This is a genomic window from Acetobacterium wieringae (assembly GCF_026646375.1).
GTDB lineage: Bacteria > Bacillota > Clostridia > Eubacteriales > Eubacteriaceae > Acetobacterium > Acetobacterium wieringae_A.
On record NZ_JAIPPU010000028.1, the window covers coordinates 1 to 20,219 of the forward strand.

Consider the following 20,219-nt stretch of genomic DNA (forward strand, 5'->3'; position numbering starts at 1 on the left):
TGCCAGCCTGTCACGCTGGAGGTCGAGAGTTCGAGTCTCTTCCAGGTCGCCATTTTGCGTTTTATCCAATTTTTTCAACTCAACATGTCAATACTTTAATTTTTAAGCTGATGTGGCTCAATTGGCATAAGCAGAGAACCCAAATCTTTGATTTGGTGTGAATCGCTTAGTTATCTGTAGCTGATCAGGGTAAGTAATTTAATATGTCAATACATTTTTATTAAGCTGATGTGGCTCAATTGGCAGAGCAGCTGATTTGTAATCAGCAGGTTAACGGTTCGAGTCCGTTCATCAGCTCCATTTTTTTGTCAAATTTCGGATGGGAGAATGCCCGAGTGGCTAAAGGGGGCGGACTGTAAATCCGTTGACGACGTCTACGATGGTTCGAATCCATCTTCTCCCACCATTATGACCCATTAGCTCAGTTGGTATAAGTAGAGAGCCCAAAATTGACGAGAGTAGCGAGTCAGAATTTTGGTGCGAATCACTTAGTTCAGGCAAACTTGAGTATTGTGCAAACGTCTGAAGACAAATATAAACTAAATAATTTCATGACCCATTAGCTCAGTTGGTAGAGCATCTGACTTTTAATCAGGGTGTCGGGCGTTCAAGTCGCCCATGGGTCACCAATTTCTAATTTTAACCGCAGATCATGCGGTTTTTTTGTGCCTGGTTTTAAGGCGTGGGCTGGAAAGTCTGAAATTTCCCCTTTAATTAATTAAAAAATACTGTTAAAAACCAGATGTTTCCATTTTAATTTCTTCTTAAAATGATATAATTGCTTAATAATATTAAATGAATATAAGACACAGAGAAAAGGAGGCGTTTTAGTGGAAAACATTTTAAATATGAATGATGGAAAACTGAGAATTATTCAGGAAACTGTTCCAGGTAAGCAAGTAACATTAGCGCATGTTATTGCCAGCCCGGATGAAATTGTTTATAAAAAACTGGGCTTGAATCCCAGCGTCGATTATCAGAAAGCAGCCATCGGGATACTGAGTATGACGCCGTCAGAAGTATCGGTTATTGCCGGAGATTTGGCAATTAAAACATCGGTCATTGACATGGGTTTTATTGACCGGTTCAGCGGTACGCTGATGTTCACTGGCAGAATATCAGAAGTCGAATCAGCTATTCAAAATATTTTGGCATACTTGCAGAATACCTTAAAATTCACAATTTGCGAGATTACAAAAACCTGAGAATGAAGGCATAACATGAAAAAAATGATATTAGTTGGCAGAAGTGAATGTGGAAAGACCACATTAAGACAAGCGTTAAAAGGAAAAGAAATTAAATATGAAAAAACACAGTATGTCAATCATTATGATGTAGTCATTGATACCCCTGGGGAATATGCGGAAAATAGTAGCTTAGCAAGAGCTTTAGCTCTTTACTCGTATGAATCAGATATTGTAGCCTTATTAATCAGTGCTACTGAACCTTATTCTCTTTATCCGCCATGCGTAACCGGGGTTTGTAATCGTCCGGTTATTGGCATCGTTACTCAGATTGATGCACCGGACGCAAACATTAAACAGGCTGTAGATTGGCTTGAATTAACAGGCTGTGAAAAAATATTTGAGGTCAGTTCGTATACCGGGGAAGGGATCTGGGAAATTCTTGACTATCTCAAAGAAGAAGGTGATATTCTGCCCTGGGATAAAAAATCAGACGCTGAAAAACCAAGAAACATTCTGTCAACTAAAACGATGTAGTTGAGAAAATGTTTTAACTGGCGGAGTGTAGTATTTAGTTTACATAATATTAATTACATTATATAAACTAAATACTTGCAGAATGATAAATTAATTGTTATAATAATAGTGTTGCGGAAGTGGCTCAGTGGTAGAGCACTGGCTTCCCAAGCCGGGGGTCGCGGGTTCGAATCCCGTCTTCCGCTCCAACAAGATAGTCACTAAAACGTAAGTGTAAAGTTGTGTATAACAATTTTGCGCTTTTTTATTTTTCTCTTATAATATTTTAAAGAGTCTTTTATAAATAGGAAGTAAACCACAAATTATTGTAAAAATTATCAGTATTAGCGGCTAGAATTTAGATAGCTATAAAAAATTTGTAGTAGTTTAATCAATAGTCATTTTTAAACGTCGGAAAATTACTCGGTATTATTGGTATTTTCCGAAGTCGTATTTTACGCGTATTTAATTTTTGTTAGTTAAATCACAAACATATAATTATCATAAATTCAAGCTCAAAATATTACTGTGAAAAGCTTTGCATAATCGCACACTATAGGGATTTCAAGTGATTTTATTAAGCGGATAAAAATGTATTTCTTAAATGATCCGCTAAAAGTATCATTTAACCAAAAAACATCAATGACAAATTAAAAGTTATAGAATATAATGGAGTCCTAAAAGAAGGGAGAAATGTATTTATGGTTAATTTGACAATTGATGGACAAAAAGTTAGTGTCGAACCAGGAACGACAATACTGAAGGCAGCACGTTCCATCGGGATCGACATTCCGACATTATGTAATTTTAAAGACTTCACACCGGAAGGCAGCTGCCGTATGTGTCTAGTTGAAGTCGTTGGAGCAAGAAGACTTGAAACTTCCTGCTCAACTCCAGCAGTGGAAGGTATGGTGGTTAATACCAATACGCCGGAGGTAAGAGAAGCCCGCCGATTTGTATTAAAAATGCTCATGTCAGACCACACCTTTGACTGTATGACATGTTATAAATATGGTTGTTGCGAATTTGTTGAATTCAATGCAAATTGCATTGAGTATGATGCGGTTAAGGCGTTTGGTACCGAACGGGTAATGACAAAACCCATTGATGACTCCAATCCGTTTTATACCTATGATCCCAATAAATGTGTCCTTTGTAATCGATGTATCAAAGTCTGTGAACACCTCCAATGCAACCACATTTTAGCCAAATGTGACCGTGGTTATGAAACCAATATCAATCCGGTTTTCGAAACGCCCAGAGGAAAATCAGAATGCGTCAGTTGTGGTAACTGTATCGCAGTTTGTCCGACAGGTGCATTGGCTCCAAAACAGTTTAAACCCTTTGCCTATGCCAAAACAGTTCAGACTGTTTGTCCATATTGTGGAGTGGGCTGTACCTTGAATTTAAAGATAATCGATAATAAAATTACGGACATTTATAGTACAGAGGGTAATGTTAATGACAATCTATTGTGTGTCAAAGGACGCTTTGCTTATGACTTTGTCAGCAGTCCAGATCGATTAACGACACCGTTAATCCGTAAGAATGGTATTCTCGAAGAAGCAAGCTGGGAAGAAGCCTTAAACTTAGTAGCTGAGAAACTAAAAGAAGCTAAAGCGGAAGGTCCTCAGGCGGTAGCAGGATTGTCTTCTGCCCGATGTACGAACGAGGATAATTATGTCTTCCAGAAATTTATCCGTACAGTTGGTGAAACCAATAACGTCGATCATTGTGCCCGACTTTGCCATGCTTCAACTGTTGCTGGTTTGGCTAAATCCTTTGGTAGTGGGGCGATGACCAATAGTATCGATGAAGTGGATTTAATGGATGTCATGTTTGTTACCGGCTCCAATACTACCGAAACCCATCCGGTTATTGGCGCTAAAATAAAACAGCGACAACAAAAAGGGGCAGTTCTGATTGTAGCCGAACCACGAAAAATCGAACTGGCAAAATACGCCGATGTATATTTACAAATTAAACCAGGAACCAATGTCCCATTGCTTAACGGAATGATGCGTGCCATTCTGGACGCAGGTCTGGAAGATAAGAACTTTATCAATGAACGGACTGAAGGTTATGCAGAATTCAAGGAATTTATGGATACCTTAACTGTTGAAGGGTGTGCCAAAATCTGTGGTGTTGATCCTGAAGATTTGCGTAAAGCGGCACTTCTCTATGCAACCAAAGATAAGGGCGGAATTTTTTATTCCATGGGTGTTACTCAACATAAAACCGGTACCGATGGTGTAATGTCAACCGCCAATCTGGCGATGCTGACCGGAAAAATCGGCCGCGAAGGATGCGGTGTTAATCCATTGCGTGGTCAGAATAATGTTCAGGGAGCCTGTGATATGGGCGCATTACCAGGCGATTTGCCAGGTTATCAAAAAACCGCCAATCCGGAAGTGGTGGAAAAATTCGAAAAAGCTTGGGGTGTCAAACTGCCAGAAAATGCCGGCAAAACACTGACAGAAATTATTAATGGTGTTGGTGACGGAACCGTAAAATTCTTATACGTCATGGGTGAAAACCCAGTAGTTTCCGATCCGGACACAAATCATGTTAAACATGCTCTTGAAAAAGCCAACTTTGTTGTAGTTCAGGACATCTTCTTAACCGAAACAACAGAGTATGCGGATGTTGTCTTGCCAGCTTTTGTATATGCTGAAAAAGATGGTACATTCACCAATACGGAACGTCGTATTCAGCTGCTTCGAAAAGCGGTAGAAGCCCCCGGAGAAGCTAAGAATGACTGGGAAATTATTTCCCTCATTGCTCAGAAGTTGGGCGCCAAAGGCTTTGACTTTAGCAGTGCAGAAGAAATCATGGATGAGATTGCTTCTGTAACACCCAGCTACACCGGGGTTTCTCATGAACGACTCAGAAATGGTGATCGAATTCAATGGCCATGCCTGAGTAAGGATTCAGAGGGGGCAAAATTCCTCCATGCTGAAAAATTCACCCGCGGTTTAGGAGCCTTTATGATTGCCGATTATATCCCACCTGAAGATCAGGCTGATGAAGAATACCCACTGATCTTGATGACCGGTCGTATTTTACAGCACTATCATACCCGAACCATGACCATGCGAACTCCGGGAATCGAGGAAATCGCAGGTGATCCATTTGTCGAAATCAATCCTGAAACAGCTAAAGAATATGACATCAATGAGGGTGATTTTATTACCGTTACGTCGCCCAGAGGCAGTGTTTCTGCAAAAACCCGTTTCAATAAGGGGGTTATGGAAACAAATCTGTTCATGCCATTCCATTATGGAAACAGCGGTGCCAATCACCTAACCGGCGGAGAATTAGATCCAATTGCTAAAATTCCACCATTTAAAGTTGTCAAAGTCAATATCAGTAAGTAAATAAGTCACAAACCAGAAAGGGTGCGTATAAGCACCCTTTTTCGATTAAAGGAGGATGGATTTGAAGAAGTTTGGTACCGCAGTAATATTGACAGGGGGCCTCAGTCGACGGATGGGATATGACAAAAAAAAATTACGGATTGATGGCGAAAATATCATCAATCGCATTGTTAAACAGCTTTCCTTTGATTTTGAAGATATTATTATTGCCGGATCAAAACCAGAAGATCTGCCCGAAATTGCGGGGATTCGCGGTGTGTATCCAGATGCTGTGGAGTTGTCAGCATCCCTGGTAGGTATTTATACCGGTCTTTTGCATGCCCGATCTGAGTATCTTTATGTAACAGCTTGTGATATGCCGGTTTATAATCATGATTATGTGGTATACATGAAGCGACTGATTGAGAACAATCCTGGGGTAGACGGTTGCGTTACCCGTTTTGAAGAGTGGATCGAACCTTTTAATGCGTTCTATCGTGCTGATCTTGCCCCTCGCGTAGCTTCTTTTCTGGCAACAGGGCGCAAGAGCATTTATAAATGCTTTGAGCATGAAAACCTCTATTATATTGATGAGAAAAAAGGGCGAGAGTTCAGTCCCGATTGGGACATGTTCTGCAATTTGAATACCCCCGGTGAGTTGAAAAATCATATCAAAAAAAGGCGAGACTTGATTTAATCGGTATAGTACGGCATAATATGAATCTGAAGGTCATAATGGAAATTGATTCGGATTGGTGGCCTTTAAAAAGGAGTAGCATGAGTTTTAATGTATCACTGATTAGTTTTTTTGTCCTGATTATTGCTTATTTTATCCTGGTGGAGATATTTACTGTACTTTTTCGGCTAACCGGTCTGCGTGAAGATAAGGCTCGTTTTCAGGCGGTCTCCTGTATGACAAACAGCGGCTTTACCACGAGAGAAAGCGAATTGATCCTTAATTCGGCGGCGAGGCGTAATTTGGCTCGAGTGATGATGCTGTTTGGCTATTTGTTTGCGGTTTCCGGTGTTTCGCTTTTAGTTAATTTATTTATTCGTTCTTCAGGGGATCAGATCAATTGGATGACGATTCTTTATTCACTGATTTTTCTTGTTGTAATTCTAGTGATAACCCGATCAAAGTGGATCATCCGAAAATTTGATGAACTGGTGGAGCGTCTGGCCAAAAACAAAACAAAGGGAGCATTTTGTAATAATGTTCGAATTCTAGAAATGTTTCACGACAAGCTCATTGCTGAGGTGTTTGTAACCTGTATCCCCCCGGAGATCAAAGATAAAACCTTATTGGAAATGAATTTTCGTCATACCTATAAATTAAATGTTTTATTAATCAAACGGGAGAATATAATCTTGAATCATGTTATTGCTTCCGATGAAATTAAACAGGGCGATCGCGTTTTGATCTATGGTTCAAAGCATAACATAATGGAATTATTTAAAGATAGTATATAAAATATAAAAAAACTTCAAAGTGGGTTGACAAAGCCTACGTATTTTGTTATTATAATCAAGCACGTTACAGATGACAGCATTGCTTAGCGGATGTGGCGGAATTGGCAGACGCGCTAGACTTAGGATCTAGTATCGAATGATGTGGGGGTTCAAGTCCCTTCATCCGCACCAATTATAAGCGGAAGTGGCTCAGTGGTAGAGCATCGCCTTGCCAAGGCGAGGGTCGCGGGTTCAAATCCCGTCTTCCGCTCCAAAATTTAATAAATCTGAATTAATTTGGAGCTCTCCGAATTATTCTTTTTTAATCTACTTATGTGCGCCCTTAGCTCAATTGGATAGAGTGCCTGGCTTCGAACCAGTAGGTTGGGGGTTCGAGCCCCTCAGGGCGTACCATAAACGTGCTTAAACAGTCATTCGTGGCTGTTTTTTATTTACCCGAAAGTTGTAAATGGCATCGGGCCAAACGTAATTAGAATAGGAAATTAATATGAAACCAGAAATCAGTATTAACAAAGCAATTTTACATGTTTTGGATACCAATGCAAGTATCCCGGTATTATCGGACATGCTCCTTAATATGACGGTGGTGGTCAAAGAATACGTCGAAAAACATGTGTCAAGATCGCTAAAGGATCCGGAAATTAAACGAACTGTGTTTCGTGTGGGTAGTCCTTTCAAAGAGCGGATCATTGATTATAAGAATAATCCCCACGAGCTGACCCGAGTCAGCTGTGAAATATCACAGTTGTTTTTTGACTATATGCTGGAAAATATAGAAATACCCTCTGCGGATCTGATTTTTGTGGATTTTAACATCGAACATGAAAACTATCTGGGAATTTTTAAATTTAATTATAAACAGGGATACATCCACTACGTAAATACTGACAGTGGTCTGACGAATGATATTCTGGTTCAACCCTGTGTATTACCAACGGAAAGCCAGAAACTGGATGAGTTTATTCTAATCAATCTGTCCAGCGAGGAACTGCTTGTTAAGGAAAAACAATATCTGATCAATAATGAGAAAGCCTATTATATTTCCAGTCAATTGATTTTCTGCGAGCCGGCAATTTCCGAAAAAGAGGCTTTTGACATTGTTGATAAAACAGTCAAGGAAGTGATTGTCAGAGAATATGGCGGTGATTATGAAAAGTTGAATGCAGTTAAAACGGTGCTGGCAGGTGATTATGAAACCGAAAACGAAATTGATGTCGATAATCTGGCCAAAGTCGTTTTTGATGGGGATTCGACCATTCAGGATCGTTTCAGATCGTCGTTGGAAGAAAAGGGACTTTATGATAAAAAGATTCCGGTTACCTCAAATATTGAAAAGAAAATATACAGCAAACAAAAGTTTATTACCGATACCGGTATTGAAATCAGTATCCCGACGGATCAGCTGAAGCGAAATGATATTATCGAATTTAGAAATAATCCCGATGGTACCATTTCGGTGGAAATCAAAAATATCGGGCTTTTAAACCACAAGTAACGGTCTGCTGTCACCAGGATGGTATTCGCTACGATGAGCGAAAGATTTGGAAGGAAGAATTTTATGGATAGGCAAAAGACATCTAAATTAATTGAAAAAAACACCTTTACCTCGTGTGTTCCATTGATCAGCACCAATCGCAATGAGCTATTGGCTGATGTCGAAGTGGGGGTAGCAAATGGCTGTGATTTTCTGGAGTGGCGTCGGGATCATTTTATGCCGGGAGAGATTCTTACCGTTGCAGACGAACAGGAATTGTTAAGTGAAATGAAAATCAGAATGCCTGATCAGGGGTTGATTTATACTTATCGCAGTCATTGTGAAGGTGGTGTTGTCGAAACTTCCGATGAGATTCGAGCAGCTGCGGTGATTGCTGCAATAAAAAGTAACCGGGTTGACTATGTGGATGTGGAACTTAACAACGAGGCTGCTTTTTTGACAAGGATCAAAGAGGCTCTTAAAACAAGCGAGACTCAGTGGATTGTATCATACCATGATTTTGGGAAAACTCCGGCTTCAGCTAAGATATGGGATATTTTTACAGCCATGGAGGAGGCCGGTGGAGATCTGCTTAAGTTGGCAGTAATGCCCCAGTCAATGGACGATGTTCGCCGTCTGATGCAGGTAACACTCACCTATAATGAGAAATTTCCCAAAGCGATGATTGCCATTGCCATGGGAGTAAAGGGATCAATAACGCGCATCGCCCCCGAACTGTGTGGTGGTTCACTGACTTTTGTGGCTGGCGCCGGGAAAACTGCCCCTGGACAGCTTAGTTTGGAAGAAGTAGTGGATATAAGGAAAAAAATGGCTCTGATTGAATAATCAGAGCCATTTTTCAGTCCAGTAGCTTATGCATCCAGGGGGTGTCGGAAAAACGAAAAACCAACCACCGGGAAAAAAGAGCACAGAGGATGCCAATGATAATCCCGGCCAGAACATCGGTGGGGTAATGAACAAAAAGGTAAAGCCGTGAAAAACAAACCAGCAGAGCGAAACCCAGAAAAATCCAGCGTATTCGGTCTTTACGGGTAATGAGATATGCCCAGACAAAGGCAAAAACGGACGAGCTGTGACCGGATGGAAAAGAAAAATCGGCCTGAACCGGTAACAGCATTTCGATCTCGTACAGGGTATAGGGGCGGGGTCTGGCCACCAGTGGTTTAAGTGTTAGATTAACAATCAAAAGATTTAATAGGAGAGAAATGGCAATGACGAGACCCGTTAAACGGGTTTCTTTTTTTATTAGCAGAAACAGTGTAAGAATAACCGTTAGAATACCATCGCCCCATAAATTAGTGATAAAAATAAAAAAACCGTTAAGCTGTTCAAAAACCAGATGTTGATGAATCCATATTAAGATAGAGAGATCCATTAGCGTGCTCCATTGGATATCTCAAAATCCTTAATGCACCAGTTGATGGGTGCGATTCCCTGGGCTTGCAACAGCTGGTTGGTTTTGGAAAAGGGCCGACTGCCAAAAAAACCACGGTGGGCTGACAAAGGGCTGGGGTGGGCGGATTCAATAATGGGATGATGATGGTTGGTAATTAAAGATTTTTTGTTTTGGGCATCCCGGCCCCAAAGAATAAAAATAACCGGTTGAGTGCGGTTGTTTAATAATTTTATGATCTGACTGGTAAAAATCTCCCAGCCTGCATTTCGATGAGAACCTGCTTCACCACCCCGGACGGTGAGTACGGCATTGAGCAGCAGCACCCCCTGTGTGGCCCAGTCGGTCAAACAGCCATGGCGGGGAATTGGGCAACCCATATCAGCTTCCAGTTCTTTGTAGATATTTTGTAGGGAAGGGGGGATTGGCACGCCCGGTTTGACTGAAAAAGCCAGACCATGGGCTTGTCCGGGACCGTGGTAGGGGTCTTGGCCAATGATGCAAACCTTTGTTTGCGACAATGGCGTCAGGTGAAAAGCATTGAAGATATCATGCATGGGCGGATACACGATCCTGCTTTGATATTCTTTAATCAAAAAATGTCGCAGGTTCAGATAGTAGTCAGATTGTAATTCGTGTTGAATGGGTTGTTCCCAATCGTTGTCGAAATGGATAGCCATCGTTTATTCTCCTAAATATATTAATGATGAGTGGATGTTAGAAACGTTAATGTCTTGATTATACACTATAAAATTGGATTATAACCATGATTTTTATTTGATTAAAGAAGGGACTGTGTTATAATGAATAAAGTATACAATATTATGAGTGCAATGTGAGGAAAGATGAATAGGGTTGTGTTAAAGGCCAAAGCTAAAGTGAATCTATCTTTGGATGTTGTTGGCATCCGTGAAGATGGTTATCATGAAATGAAGATGATTAACCATTTAATCGAACTGGATGATATATTGACCTTTGAATCCTGTGCGGCGGGAATCAGTTTAACATCCAACGAAAATACCATTCCCCTGGATGAGCGAAATCTGGTGATCAAAGCAGCGCATAAACTCCAGCGTCAGTACGATGTCAAACAGGGCGTTAAAATTCATCTGGAAAAGCGAATTCCAGCTCAGGCTGGCCTGGCTGGGGGCAGCAGTGATGCGGCAGCTACCTTAAAGGGTCTAAATAGTCTTTGGCAACTGGGGCTAACGCAATCGGAGCTTTTATCAATCGGCGTTACCATTGGGGCAGATGTACCTTACTGTCTGGTTGGTGGTACGGCTCTGGTAGAAGGGATCGGCGAAAGAATCACTCCGCTAAAAGACCTGAGGAAAATGACGGTTCTGGTGGTAAAACCGGATATTGATATCGCTACCCCCTGGGCTTTCAAAAAACTGGATGAATCAATAATAAAAGATCATCCGGATATTTCGGCGATTATCAAGCTGTTGCGTGATGATGCGTATGATAGGTTAAATATGAATTTGGGAAACGTTTTTGAAGCGGTAGCTTTTGCGAAATATCCTGAAATAGAGACGGTTAAAAATCAAATGATGGAACGGGGGGCTTTGGCCGCCATCATGACCGGTAGCGGGTCGACGGTCATTGGGTATTATCAAAACCAGGAATTGGCGGAAAAATCCTGGCGATTTTTCAAAGAAAACTATACAATGTGTTTTTTAAGTAAAACTGAAGAAGGAGAAAACGATGTGGGACGATAAAAAGGGCTTGAGTCTTGATATAAGTTCCTGCAAGCCATTGCGGGAAATTGTTTTTGAAACCATCCGCTGCGCCATTATTACCGGTGAACTCCAACCGGGACAGCGTTTAATGGAGGTTCAGTTGGCTGAACAAATGGGTGTCAGCAGGACTCCGGTGCGCGAATCCATCCGGAAACTTGAACTGGAGGGGTTGGTAAAAATGGTACCAAGAAAAGGTGTCTATGTGACACCAATGTCCGTGAACGATCTCAAAGAAATGATGGAAATTCGCCGGGCACTGGAAGGGTTGGCAGCTGAGCTGGCGGCCATGAATGCCACTAAAGAGGAAATCGGCAGGCTCTATGAAGCTAATGAATTGTTTGGAGAGTCGGCGTTGCATAATGATGAAGAGGGAATTATTAAACATGATATGTATATTCATGAAACGATCTATACTGCATCAAAAAATGTCAAATTACAGGCAATGATTAATAGTCTACGGGAGCAGATGCAGCGGTTTCGGGCTGAATACGTCCATCGCATTGAAGATAAAACGCCGCTGGTCAATCAGCATATGGAAATAATCAGACAGATCGAAAAGGGTGAGTGCCGAAAAGCCAATCTGGCCGCCTGCGATCACATCTATACGACTGGCGACAGCATGCTCAGTTTGCTAAAAAAGAACGAGTAGACAAAAAAACGCCTCACCGGGATAAAACAGCTTTTGTTTTATAACTGGAGAGGCGTTTTGTGTTGCTACCGTTTTTTTATTGATCTACTCCAGACTACCAAAGTCATTGTTTTCCAGAAAATTTTTATTGGTGAACAACGCAATGACAAGAATAATGCTCCCACACACCACAAAGATGTCGGCGAAATTAAAAATCGCAAATTTAATCGCCCGAAAATCAAGAAAATCCACGACAAAATTCAGACGCAGGCGATCCAGCAGATTTCCGGCAGCACCGCCGATGATAAAGGCAAGAGAGGTTTTAATGACGCGATTCTCCCGGATATCCGGTATCTTGATTAAAAAATAGATGAGAACACCAATAAAAACCAGGGTCAGCAGTATTAGAAAAATCTGTTTATTTGTCATCAGACTGAATGCAGCACCAGTATTTTCAACATAGGTTAGATGAAAAACATCAGGGATTAATGGCAAGGTATCAATCGGCTTTATATGGGCAACGACCAGGTATTTTGAATACTGATCAAGAAATATAGCAAAAAGTATAATAGCAATATAGATCATGATTTCTCCTATAAAAAGAATTAACTATCAAAATATTATGATAGATTTCTCCAAAAGACAAGGAAAACTTTCAAATACACGTGTATTAAAGGGGCTTTGTTTAATCATAATTTAAGAAACTATCTGAAACTGCTTTAATTTTTGTTGGTTAAATGTTAAGATATAACTCGAATTAAAAACAGTAATGGAGGAGCGTTTGAAATTTAAACTAGATACGGAACTTGTTAAAAAATACAGCTACCTGTTAGTGGGGATTCTTATCCTGATTTTGACATATAAATTGTTGGATAACTTTGGTGTTGTCACTGAAACATTAAACGGTATGTTGACTCAAACCCTGGAAGTGCTGATGCCTATTCTGTTGGGTGTGGTTTTAGCTTATTTTTTATTTAGACCCATGCGAGGCATCGAAAAGTTCATTTTCAGGATGATTCCCGGCAGTCAAAGTAAGGAACGTGTGATTCGCTTGCTTTCAATTCTGATTGTCTATGTGATCACTATTATCTTAATTGTATTATTCTTTTATGCTACGATTCCATCGGTCATAGAGAGCCTTACCGGTCTGATTGCGCAGACTCCCGAGTACTTAACAATCATTGATAATTTTCTGGGTGAAAGTCTGGCAAAAGGTGGAGCCGCACAGGATATTTTAACTGAGCTGAAGGTAGCAATAGATAGTCTGCAAAATATGACGGCAATGGATGTGCTCAATCAGCTAACCACATACTTTGGGGCTAATCCGGACTCCATTAAAAATATCGGCAATTTTGCCTTTGTCTTTTTAAAAGGAACCATTGGCTTTGTCATCAGCTTCTTTATTGTTTTTTTTGTCGGACTCTATTTAATGCTGGATAAGGAAAAAATCAGTGATCAGGTCGATCGCTTTGCTAAAGCGGTGTTAAACAAGACTTTATACAATGGAAGTCACTGGGCGATCCTGACCATCGATGAAATTTTTTATAAATATTTCACTGGAAAAATTCTGACGTCAATGTTGATTGGTTTTTTGTTTTATCTGGGACTTTTGGTGATAGGCGTAGATTATGCGCCCTTATTTGGTGTGATTGTTGCCGTTACCAATGTAATTCCTTATTTTGGCCCAATTATTGGGGCGGTACCGGCCATCGTCATTACCTTTATCGATGATCCAACCAAAGCCCTTTGGGTGGGAATATGGATTCTTATTGTCCAGCAATTTGATGGGAATGTTTTAGCACCAAATGTATTGGGAAAAATTGTTGAACTCAATCCCTTCTGGGTATTATTCTCGGTTATTGTCGGGGGCAGTCTTTTTGGCCTATTGGGGATGTTTGTGGCGATCCCGATGTTTGCGGTGATCAAAGTCTTTTTTGAAGAAGGGCTGACGCGTTGGGAACGCCAAAAAGAATCACTTGAAAAACTACAAGGATAAACTGTAACATAAATATTTAGAATAATTGCGGGGAAAACCCCTTGCATAAGGAAAGGACAGAGATAAATGGAAAGTGTATTTGACGTACTACAGGAGCGGGGCTTTATTGAACAATGTACTCACGAAGATGAGATAAAAAAATTACTGGCAGAAGAATCCGTTTCTTTTTATATTGGGTTTGATCCAACGGCTGACAGTCTTCATATTGGACATTTCATTCAGATTATGGTGATGGCTCATATGCAACGTCATGGACATCGACCGATTGCGTTGATTGGAGGAGGAACCACGATGATTGGGGATCCTTCTGGCCGGTCAGATATGCGTCAGGTGATGACGTTGGAACGGATTGTTGAGAATGGTGAAAAATTTAAAAAAGTCTTTGAAAAATTTCTGACCTTCGAAGATGACAAGGCGGTGATGCTCAATAATGCCCAGTGGTTACTTCCGCTTAATTACATTGACTTTTTACGGGAAATTGGAACCCATTTCTCTGTTAACCGGATGCTGACGGCAGATTGTTATAAATCGCGGCTCGAAAAAGGACTGACCTTTCTGGAATTCAATTACATGCTGCTCCAGGCCTATGATTTTTATGTGCTGCATAAAGAACAGGGCTGTAAGATGCAGTTTGGTGGCAATGACCAGTGGTCAAATATTATTGCTGGCGTTGAGCTGGTTCGTCGCAAAGATGCAAAACAGGTCTATGGCATGACTTTCTCACTACTGACCACCAGTGAGGGTATTAAAATGGGCAAAACAGCCAAAGGGGCATTGTGGTTGGATCCGGAAAAAACATCGCCCTATGAGTTTTACCAGTACTGGCGAAACATTGCCGATGCCGATGTGGAAAAATGTCTGGCGCTTTTGACCTTTATTCCGATGGACGAGGTGCGGCGTTTGGGAGCGCTCAAAGACTCAAAAATCAATCAGGCCAAGGAAATCCTGGCTTACACAGTCACCGAGATTATTCACGGAACAGAAGCCGCCCAGGAAGCTCAAAATGCGGCGCGCAAGCTTTTTGCCGGAGATCAGGGGGATGCTGAAATTCCAAGTGTGGATTTATCTCAATCCGAGCTGGGTGACGGCATGGATATTCTGTCGATACTTGAAGTGGCAAAGTTGATCCCGACCCGCAGTGAAGGTCGTCGTTTGATTGACCAGGGCGGAGTGCTGCTAAATGGTGAAAAAGTATCCGATTTTAAACTGCTGGTAACACTGGCAGATTTTAAAGACAAGAAAATTGTTCTCAAAAAGGGCAAAAAAGCGTTCAAGCAAATAAATCTAGTATAGAAGGTGACCAGATGATCAGTTCAAAACCTGTGAGAGGTACCCGGGATATTTTACCCGAGGAAATGAAAATTCGGGATCGGTTGGAACAACAGATTTTGTCAGTCTACCGTTCTCATGGCTTCAGCCGGATTGAAACCCCGGTAATGGAAAATCTCGAACTGCTGTTGGGCAGTGATGGTGGCGAGAACTTAAAAATGCTGTTTACCATATTAAAACGTGGCGAAAAGCTGGATTTGAATCCGGAAGCCAGTGTAACGGATCTTTGTGATATGGGTCTTCGCTTCGATCTGACCTTGCCCCTGAGCCGATTTTATTCAAACAATCAGGAAGTGCTGGAAACACCGTTTAAGGCAATACAGATTGGCAATGTCTTTCGGGCGGAACGACCGCAAAAAGGTCGGTTTCGGGCCTTTAAACAATGCGATATCGATATTATTGGCGATCCTACCGTTTCAGCTGAGATTGAGCTGATGGATACCACGGCCAAAGCGCTGCTGGCAATGGGGTTTGCCGGGTTTACCATAAAAGTGAATCATCGTCAGCTCTTGAGTGAAATCATTATTAAAGCTGGATTTGCTGCGGATCAGGTCGGAACCGTTTGTATTGCTCTGGATAAACTGGATAAAATCGGAGTTGCCGGGGTGACCAGTGAATTGCTGGAAAAGGGACATGCGCAGGAAAAAGTTGACCAGTTGATGACCTGCGTGACCGGCATCAATCTGAACAATTTGGAACAGTGGGTGGAAGATGCTGCGGCTGTTGGCCAATTAACCGAGGTGATTAACACCGTCAAAATCCTTGCGAAAGAACAGTTTGATGTTGTTTTTGACTTTTCGCTGATCCGGGGAATGGGTTATTACACCGGTCTGATTTTTGAAGTCAGCTACGGCCCCTATGGTTATTCCATTGCTGGTGGTGGCCGTTATGACAATATGATTGGCAAATACAATAAAGTTTCGGTACCGGCAGTGGGCTTCTCGATTGGCTTTGAGCGAATCATTACGATTCTTATGGAAGAACAGAAAGATGCCCGGCAAGTCGATTCGGCAATCATTCTGTTCTACGATCCGCAGAGCAGCAACATGGCAGAGGTTATCGGTGAAGGCGATCGCTGGCGGACAAAAGGGTATCGGGTCAATCTGGTGGCCATGAAGAAAAAATTTGGTAAACAGATTGCCGCCTGGGATAATGGACAATACGAAGGCTTTGTGGTTTTTGGTCGTGATGAAGCGATAAAAAATTTTTAGAAGAACTGATTTTTACTGCCCCAGACACCAGTTACGATGCGTGTAACGGTGTTTGGGGTTTTATTTTTATAAAGACACAATTTTTTAAGAATATCTCGAATTCTTGTGTTATAATGTACTATTGAGAGTTAACAATAAGACCCAAAATAACGATAAAGGAAAAATGAATGCCGAAAAAGATAAATTTAATTGCCACTGTAGCTTTTGGAATCGAAAGTGTGGTAAAAGACGAAATAAAAAAACTGGGCTACGATGTAACCGAAGTTGAGAACGGAAAAATCCGTTACTCCGGGCCGCTAGAAGCCATTCCCCGATCTAATCTCTGGCTTCGCTGTGCTGATCGGGTGCTGCTGGAGATTGGCCGTTTTAAGGCTGAAACCTTTGATGAATTGTTTGAAAAAACGAAAGCGCTACCATGGGAAGACTGGATCCCGGTTGACGGCGAATTTCCGGCGGCTAAAATCACCAGTGTCAAATCAACGCTGTTTAGTAAATCGGACGGACAGCGAATTGTCAAAAAAGCGGTGGTGGAACGCTTGAAATCAAAATATCAGGTCGATTGGTTTGATGAGAATGGAGGCAAGTATCCGATTCATATTCAAATTCTTAAAGATGAAGTCACGCTTTCTATCGATACCAGTGGCTCCGGTCTTAATAAGCGGGGGTACCGCCAATATGGCAACGAGGCGCCGCTAAAAGAAACGATCTCAGCGGCGCTGGTTTATCTATCCCGATGGCGACCGGATCGGGTTTTTCTTGATCCGCTTTGTGGATCTGGCACGATTGTCATTGAAGCGGCACTGATCGGTAAAAATATTGCTCCGGGGCTGAAACGGGATTTTGTTTCGGAAACGTGGGATGCCATTCCGGCAGAACTATGGGAACAGGCCCGACAGGAAGCCAGAGATGCCATTAACGACAAGGAATTTCTGCTACTGGGATCGGACTGTGATGCCAATGCGCTTAAACAAGCCAGAACCAATGCTGAATTGGCCGGTGTGGCTGATCTGGTTGCTTTTCAGAAATTGCCGGTTCAGTCTGTTTCCACCAGAAAAAAGTATGGGGTCATTATCACCAATCCGCCCTATGGTGAGCGAATTGGCGAAGAAAAAGAAATTCAACGCCTCTATCGGGATATGGGTAAGGTCTTTCGCAGTCTGGATAGTTGGTCTTATTTTATTATTACCGGTTACGAAAAGTTTGAGAAATTTTTTGGGGAAGTGGCAACCAAAAATCGAAAATTATATAATGGCGACATCAAGACCTACTATTACCAATATTATGGGCCATTGCCGCCACGAAAACAAAAGTCGGCGGAAGAAACGCAGCGTACGCTTATCGGGTCTGAAACAATTGAGACCGTAAAGTAAATAAACTAAAAACAACAAATTCAGAGATAAAACGAATAAACTAAGAATAGGTGAAAAAATGAAACGAGTATCAAACAGTCGCTCAAATAGCAGTAAAACCAGTGATAAGCCCAGAGCCAAGAAAAATGACAGCACTTTAAAAGGCGATAAAAAGCCCCGTAAATTTGAAGAACGTGGCGATAAGGACGATAAAAAAATGCGCAGATTTGACAGCAGAGGGCCAAAAGAGGATAGAGGATTCCAGCGCTATGATAATCGGAAACCGCTGCGTAAGCATGATGGCTTTAATCGTGAAGATGATGGTGTAACCGAAGAAACCTTTATTGTTGTGGGAAAAAACCCGGTAATGGAAGCGCTTCGTTCTGGTCAGGAAATCGATAAATTATTGATTTTAAAAGACAACACCGACCATGTTCTTAAAAAGATTACCGATGCAGCGAAAAAACAGAATATCATTATTCATTCGGTCGAAAAAGCCAGGTTGGAGTATCTGGCCGATGGTCAGGTTCATCAGGGAATTGTAGCGTTGATGGCGCCATTTCCCTATAGCAATCTTCAGGATATCTTAAATCATGCCAAAAGCAAGGGTCGAGATCCCTTTATCATTATACTCGATCATCTGACGGATCCCCATAACCTGGGGGCGATAATACGGAGTGCAAATATTTGTGGGGCTGACGGCGTCATCATTCCCAATCGCCGCTCGGCATCGTTGACAGCAGTTTCGGTAAAAGCTTCATCTGGAGCAGTATCCCACACTCCGATCGTCAAGGTGACTAATCTCAGCCAGACGATTGAAGAGCTCAAGAAAAAAGGATTCTGGATCATGTCGACAGATATGAAGGGCAATCCCTATTATAAAGCAGATTATAAGGGCTCGTTGGCCATTGTTATCGGTAACGAGGGGAGTGGAATCAGTGAAAAGATCAAAAAGCAATGCGATTTCACAGTATCGATTCCTGTCCATGGTGAGATTGAATCCTTTAATGCATCGGCAGCAGCAGCGATTATTTTTGCAGAGGCTGCCAAACAGCGATTTCAATGAAAACCATATTAATTGTGGATGGTTATAATGTCATTCATGGTTCAGATGATTTAAAACGCCTTTCTGAAATTCAGTTGGAAGAGGCCAGGGTAAAACTGATCGATGATTTAAATGGGTACAGTGGGTTTAAAGGATGGGAAACTATCCTTGTTTTCGATGCCTATCAGCAACAGTCATTGGAAAAACGGGAAGAAATCCATGGCCGGATCAAGGTAGTGTTTACTGAAAAGAATAAAACCGCCGACAGCTATATTGAAAAGCTTGTTTATAGCCTGCCCAAAGCCTACAATGTTCGGGTGGTAACCTCAGATTTTACCCTTCAGCAAATGGTCATGGCCAACGGCGCCGAGCGGGTTCCGGTGCGGGAGTTGATTCAGGACATGGAAGCGTCGTTGAAGAATTTTCGGGATGATAAGCGAAAAAGCGTCCCGAAACAGGGGCTTAAGCTCAGTGATTTTTTGGATGAAGAAACCCTGGACCAATTTAACAAAATGCGTGTTAAAGAATAATGCGAGGAAAAAATGGTCAAGCTAAGCAATAATAAACTAGCGGAATCGGAAATCGTCAGGCGCGCCCAGCAGGGAGACAAAGAGGCAGAGGAATATCTTCTGGAAAAATATCGAAAAAATGTCCTGATTCGGGCCCGTTCTTATTATCTGGTTGGTGGTGATCACGAGGATCTGATTCAGGAAGGGATGATTGGGTTACTAAAGGCCATTTGGGACTTTCGCCCGGATCGGGAAGCGCAATTTTCCACCTTTGCCAATCTTTGTATTGAACGTCAAATCCAAACAGCGATCAGCTCGGCAAATCGTCAGAAACATATGCCACTCAACAATTCGGTATCAATTTATGCGGCTGTTTCGGAAGAAGACCCTGAAAACACGATTTTTGATCGATTGGCAGCCCAAAAAAGTGTGGAGCCTGGAGTAGAATTAATTAAAGAAGAAGAATTGGAACAGCTGATGATTGACGTTAAACGGGAATTGTCCAGCTTTGAGAAAAAAGTTTTGGCACTTTATATCCAGGGGGCATCCTACTACGAAATTTCCAGACTATTAACGTGTGGAAATAAATCGGTGGATAATGCGTTGCAGCGAATCCGAAAAAAAATCGGCAAAAAAATTTAAAAAACAGTTGACAAAAATGGCAAAACAAACTATTATAGAGAAGCTGAATTAATAAGCACGTGGGAGAATGCCCGAGTGGCTAAAGGGGGCGGACTGTAAATCCGTTGACGACGTCTACGATGGTTCGAATCCATCTTCTCCCACCACTTTATTATAAGCCCTCATAGCTCAGTAGGTAGAGCACCACCATGGTAAGGTGGGGGTCTCCGGTTCAAATCCGGATGAGGGCTCCATTTTTATATCATAAATTAAATTTGACATAGTGGTTAAACGATAATATTTAGATTTATAAGGAGAATACAAATGGCAAAGTCAAAATTTGAAAGAAATAAGCCCCACGTAAATGTTGGAACA

19 protein-coding genes and 9 tRNA genes are annotated in these 20,219 nt (G+C 41.7%); 25 read left to right on the top strand and 3 right to left on the bottom strand.

Annotated elements, in window-relative coordinates; translation table 11 throughout:
* Nucleotides 1-224 precede the first annotated feature (224 nt).
* The 14 genes from Q7P33_RS17070 to aroD all read left to right on the top strand — a co-directional run bounded on the left by Q7P33_RS17070 (nucleotide 225) and on the right by aroD (nucleotide 8,846).
* Nucleotides 225-300 (top strand) — tRNA-Thr (locus Q7P33_RS17070).
* Nucleotides 301-321: 21 nt separating this feature from the next.
* Nucleotides 322-406 (top strand) — tRNA-Tyr (locus Q7P33_RS17075).
* 147 nt (nucleotides 407-553) lie between these two features.
* Nucleotides 554-629 (top strand) — tRNA-Lys (locus tag Q7P33_RS17080).
* A gap of 219 nt (nucleotides 630-848) precedes the next feature.
* Entirely contained in the window at nucleotides 849-1,205 is a 357-nt protein-coding gene (locus tag Q7P33_RS17085) for a BMC domain-containing protein (protein ID WP_303871972.1), read from the top strand.
* Nucleotides 1,206-1,220: 15 nt separating this feature from the next.
* Nucleotides 1,221-1,721, top strand: coding sequence for a EutP/PduV family microcompartment system protein (locus tag Q7P33_RS17090; RefSeq protein WP_303871951.1), 501 nt, complete (start codon nucleotides 1,221-1,223; stop codon nucleotides 1,719-1,721).
* Nucleotides 1,722-1,834: 113 nt separating this feature from the next.
* Nucleotides 1,835-1,909 (top strand) — tRNA-Gly (locus Q7P33_RS17095).
* 492 nt (nucleotides 1,910-2,401) lie between these two features.
* Nucleotides 2,402-5,077: a formate dehydrogenase subunit alpha gene (gene fdhF / locus Q7P33_RS17100; protein WP_303871953.1), complete on the top strand. Its 2,676-nt coding sequence runs from the start codon at nucleotides 2,402-2,404 to the stop codon at nucleotides 5,075-5,077.
* A 61-nt stretch (nucleotides 5,078-5,138) separates the two neighbouring features.
* The gene (locus Q7P33_RS17105) at nucleotides 5,139-5,753 is read left to right on the top strand and encodes a molybdenum cofactor guanylyltransferase (RefSeq protein ID WP_303871954.1); all 615 of its coding nucleotides are present in this window, start codon (nucleotides 5,139-5,141) and stop codon (nucleotides 5,751-5,753) included.
* An 80-nt stretch (nucleotides 5,754-5,833) separates the two neighbouring features.
* Nucleotides 5,834-6,526: a TrkA C-terminal domain-containing protein gene (locus Q7P33_RS17110; protein ID WP_303871955.1), complete on the top strand. Its 693-nt coding sequence runs from the start codon at nucleotides 5,834-5,836 to the stop codon at nucleotides 6,524-6,526.
* 86 nt (nucleotides 6,527-6,612) lie between these two features.
* Nucleotides 6,613-6,697, top strand: a tRNA-Leu gene (locus Q7P33_RS17115).
* A gap of 7 nt (nucleotides 6,698-6,704) precedes the next feature.
* Nucleotides 6,705-6,779: transfer RNA gene (locus tag Q7P33_RS17120), tRNA-Gly, on the top strand.
* Between the two features lie 63 nt (nucleotides 6,780-6,842).
* Nucleotides 6,843-6,919, top strand: a tRNA-Arg gene (locus Q7P33_RS17125).
* A 94-nt stretch (nucleotides 6,920-7,013) separates the two neighbouring features.
* On the top strand, nucleotides 7,014-8,021 hold the full coding sequence (locus Q7P33_RS17130) for a nucleoid-associated protein (RefSeq protein WP_303871957.1): 1,008 nt from the start codon (nucleotides 7,014-7,016) through the stop codon (nucleotides 8,019-8,021).
* A gap of 63 nt (nucleotides 8,022-8,084) precedes the next feature.
* Nucleotides 8,085-8,846 (top strand): type I 3-dehydroquinate dehydratase, encoded by a 762-nt coding sequence (aroD, locus tag Q7P33_RS17135; protein ID WP_303871958.1) that lies wholly within the window; start codon nucleotides 8,085-8,087, stop codon nucleotides 8,844-8,846.
* A 13-nt stretch (nucleotides 8,847-8,859) separates the two neighbouring features.
* Here aroD and Q7P33_RS17140 read toward each other — a convergent pair whose 3' ends face one another.
* Both Q7P33_RS17140 and Q7P33_RS17145 read right to left on the bottom strand, forming a co-directional pair.
* Complete coding sequence (locus tag Q7P33_RS17140) at nucleotides 8,860-9,396, bottom strand: phosphatase PAP2 family protein (protein ID WP_303871960.1); 537 nt, start codon at nucleotides 9,394-9,396, stop codon at nucleotides 8,860-8,862.
* Nucleotides 9,396-10,094 (bottom strand): uracil-DNA glycosylase, encoded by a 699-nt coding sequence (locus Q7P33_RS17145; RefSeq protein WP_303871961.1) that lies wholly within the window; start codon nucleotides 10,092-10,094, stop codon nucleotides 9,396-9,398. The genes Q7P33_RS17140 and Q7P33_RS17145 overlap by 1 nt, the downstream gene beginning before the upstream one ends.
* A 165-nt stretch (nucleotides 10,095-10,259) precedes the next feature.
* Here Q7P33_RS17145 and ispE point away from each other — a divergent pair, with 165 nt between their 5' ends.
* Both ispE and Q7P33_RS17155 read left to right on the top strand, forming a co-directional pair.
* On the top strand, nucleotides 10,260-11,135 hold the full coding sequence (gene ispE / locus Q7P33_RS17150; protein ID WP_303871962.1) for a 4-(cytidine 5'-diphospho)-2-C-methyl-D-erythritol kinase: 876 nt from the start codon (nucleotides 10,260-10,262) through the stop codon (nucleotides 11,133-11,135).
* Nucleotides 11,122-11,805: a GntR family transcriptional regulator gene (locus Q7P33_RS17155; RefSeq protein WP_303871963.1), complete on the top strand. Its 684-nt coding sequence runs from the start codon at nucleotides 11,122-11,124 to the stop codon at nucleotides 11,803-11,805. Before ispE ends, Q7P33_RS17155 begins: the two co-directional genes overlap by 14 nt.
* 84 nt (nucleotides 11,806-11,889) lie before the next feature.
* Here the strand turns inward: Q7P33_RS17155 and lspA are convergent, their stop codons facing one another.
* Nucleotides 11,890-12,369 (bottom strand): signal peptidase II, encoded by a 480-nt coding sequence (gene lspA / locus Q7P33_RS17160; protein ID WP_148637292.1) that lies wholly within the window; start codon nucleotides 12,367-12,369, stop codon nucleotides 11,890-11,892.
* A gap of 196 nt (nucleotides 12,370-12,565) precedes the next feature.
* Here lspA and Q7P33_RS17165 point away from each other — a divergent pair, with 196 nt between their 5' ends.
* The 9 genes from Q7P33_RS17165 to Q7P33_RS17205 all read left to right on the top strand — a co-directional run bounded on the left by Q7P33_RS17165 (nucleotide 12,566) and on the right by Q7P33_RS17205 (nucleotide 20,098).
* Nucleotides 12,566-13,780 (top strand): AI-2E family transporter, encoded by a 1,215-nt coding sequence (locus Q7P33_RS17165; RefSeq protein ID WP_303871964.1) that lies wholly within the window; start codon nucleotides 12,566-12,568, stop codon nucleotides 13,778-13,780.
* 66 nt (nucleotides 13,781-13,846) lie between these two features.
* Nucleotides 13,847-15,073, top strand: a complete 1,227-nt coding sequence (gene tyrS / locus Q7P33_RS17170) for a tyrosine--tRNA ligase (protein WP_303871966.1) — start codon at nucleotides 13,847-13,849, stop codon at nucleotides 15,071-15,073.
* 11 nt (nucleotides 15,074-15,084) lie between these two features.
* Nucleotides 15,085-16,320: a histidine--tRNA ligase gene (gene hisS, locus Q7P33_RS17175; protein WP_303871967.1), complete on the top strand. Its 1,236-nt coding sequence runs from the start codon at nucleotides 15,085-15,087 to the stop codon at nucleotides 16,318-16,320.
* A 167-nt stretch (nucleotides 16,321-16,487) separates the two neighbouring features.
* On the top strand, nucleotides 16,488-17,690 hold the full coding sequence (locus tag Q7P33_RS17180; RefSeq protein WP_303871968.1) for a class I SAM-dependent RNA methyltransferase: 1,203 nt from the start codon (nucleotides 16,488-16,490) through the stop codon (nucleotides 17,688-17,690).
* A 58-nt stretch (nucleotides 17,691-17,748) separates the two neighbouring features.
* On the top strand, nucleotides 17,749-18,735 hold the full coding sequence (gene rlmB, locus Q7P33_RS17185) for a 23S rRNA (guanosine(2251)-2'-O)-methyltransferase RlmB (RefSeq protein WP_303871969.1): 987 nt from the start codon (nucleotides 17,749-17,751) through the stop codon (nucleotides 18,733-18,735).
* Nucleotides 18,732-19,244 (top strand): NYN domain-containing protein, encoded by a 513-nt coding sequence (locus Q7P33_RS17190; protein WP_303871970.1) that lies wholly within the window; start codon nucleotides 18,732-18,734, stop codon nucleotides 19,242-19,244. Before rlmB ends, Q7P33_RS17190 begins: the two co-directional genes overlap by 4 nt.
* A 12-nt stretch (nucleotides 19,245-19,256) precedes the next feature.
* Nucleotides 19,257-19,865, top strand: coding sequence for an RNA polymerase sporulation sigma factor SigH (sigH, locus tag Q7P33_RS17195; RefSeq protein WP_303871971.1), 609 nt, complete (start codon nucleotides 19,257-19,259; stop codon nucleotides 19,863-19,865).
* 61 nt (nucleotides 19,866-19,926) lie between these two features.
* Nucleotides 19,927-20,011 (top strand) — tRNA-Tyr (locus tag Q7P33_RS17200).
* A gap of 11 nt (nucleotides 20,012-20,022) precedes the next feature.
* A tRNA-Thr gene (locus Q7P33_RS17205) sits at nucleotides 20,023-20,098 on the top strand.
* The last annotated feature ends 121 nt before the right edge of the window (nucleotides 20,099-20,219 follow it).

Bases quoted from the DNA above. Each gene is read 5' to 3' on its own strand.
- Q7P33_RS17085 (WP_303871972.1), top strand. From the start codon at position 849: ATGAATGATGGAAAACTGAGAATTATTCAGGAAACTGTTCCAGGTAAG.
- Q7P33_RS17090 (WP_303871951.1), top strand. From the start codon at position 1,221: ATGAAAAAAATGATATTAGTTGGCAGAAGTGAATGTGGAAAGACCACA.
- fdhF (WP_303871953.1), top strand. From the start codon at position 2,402: ATGGTTAATTTGACAATTGATGGACAAAAAGTTAGTGTCGAACCAGGA.
- Q7P33_RS17110 (WP_303871955.1), top strand. From the start codon at position 5,834: ATGAGTTTTAATGTATCACTGATTAGTTTTTTTGTCCTGATTATTGCT.
- Q7P33_RS17130 (WP_303871957.1), top strand. From the start codon at position 7,014: ATGAAACCAGAAATCAGTATTAACAAAGCAATTTTACATGTTTTGGAT.
- aroD (WP_303871958.1), top strand. From the start codon at position 8,085: ATGGATAGGCAAAAGACATCTAAATTAATTGAAAAAAACACCTTTACC.
- Q7P33_RS17140 (WP_303871960.1), bottom strand. From the start codon at position 9,396: ATGGATCTCTCTATCTTAATATGGATTCATCAACATCTGGTTTTTGAA.
- Q7P33_RS17145 (WP_303871961.1), bottom strand. From the start codon at position 10,094: ATGGCTATCCATTTCGACAACGATTGGGAACAACCCATTCAACACGAA.
- ispE (WP_303871962.1), top strand. From the start codon at position 10,260: ATGAATAGGGTTGTGTTAAAGGCCAAAGCTAAAGTGAATCTATCTTTG.
- Q7P33_RS17155 (WP_303871963.1), top strand. From the start codon at position 11,122: ATGTGGGACGATAAAAAGGGCTTGAGTCTTGATATAAGTTCCTGCAAG.
- lspA (WP_148637292.1), bottom strand. From the start codon at position 12,369: ATGATCTATATTGCTATTATACTTTTTGCTATATTTCTTGATCAGTAT.
- tyrS (WP_303871966.1), top strand. From the start codon at position 13,847: ATGGAAAGTGTATTTGACGTACTACAGGAGCGGGGCTTTATTGAACAA.
- hisS (WP_303871967.1), top strand. From the start codon at position 15,085: ATGATCAGTTCAAAACCTGTGAGAGGTACCCGGGATATTTTACCCGAG.
- Q7P33_RS17180 (WP_303871968.1), top strand. From the start codon at position 16,488: ATGCCGAAAAAGATAAATTTAATTGCCACTGTAGCTTTTGGAATCGAA.
- rlmB (WP_303871969.1), top strand. From the start codon at position 17,749: ATGAAACGAGTATCAAACAGTCGCTCAAATAGCAGTAAAACCAGTGAT.
- Q7P33_RS17190 (WP_303871970.1), top strand. From the start codon at position 18,732: ATGAAAACCATATTAATTGTGGATGGTTATAATGTCATTCATGGTTCA.
- sigH (WP_303871971.1), top strand. From the start codon at position 19,257: ATGGTCAAGCTAAGCAATAATAAACTAGCGGAATCGGAAATCGTCAGG.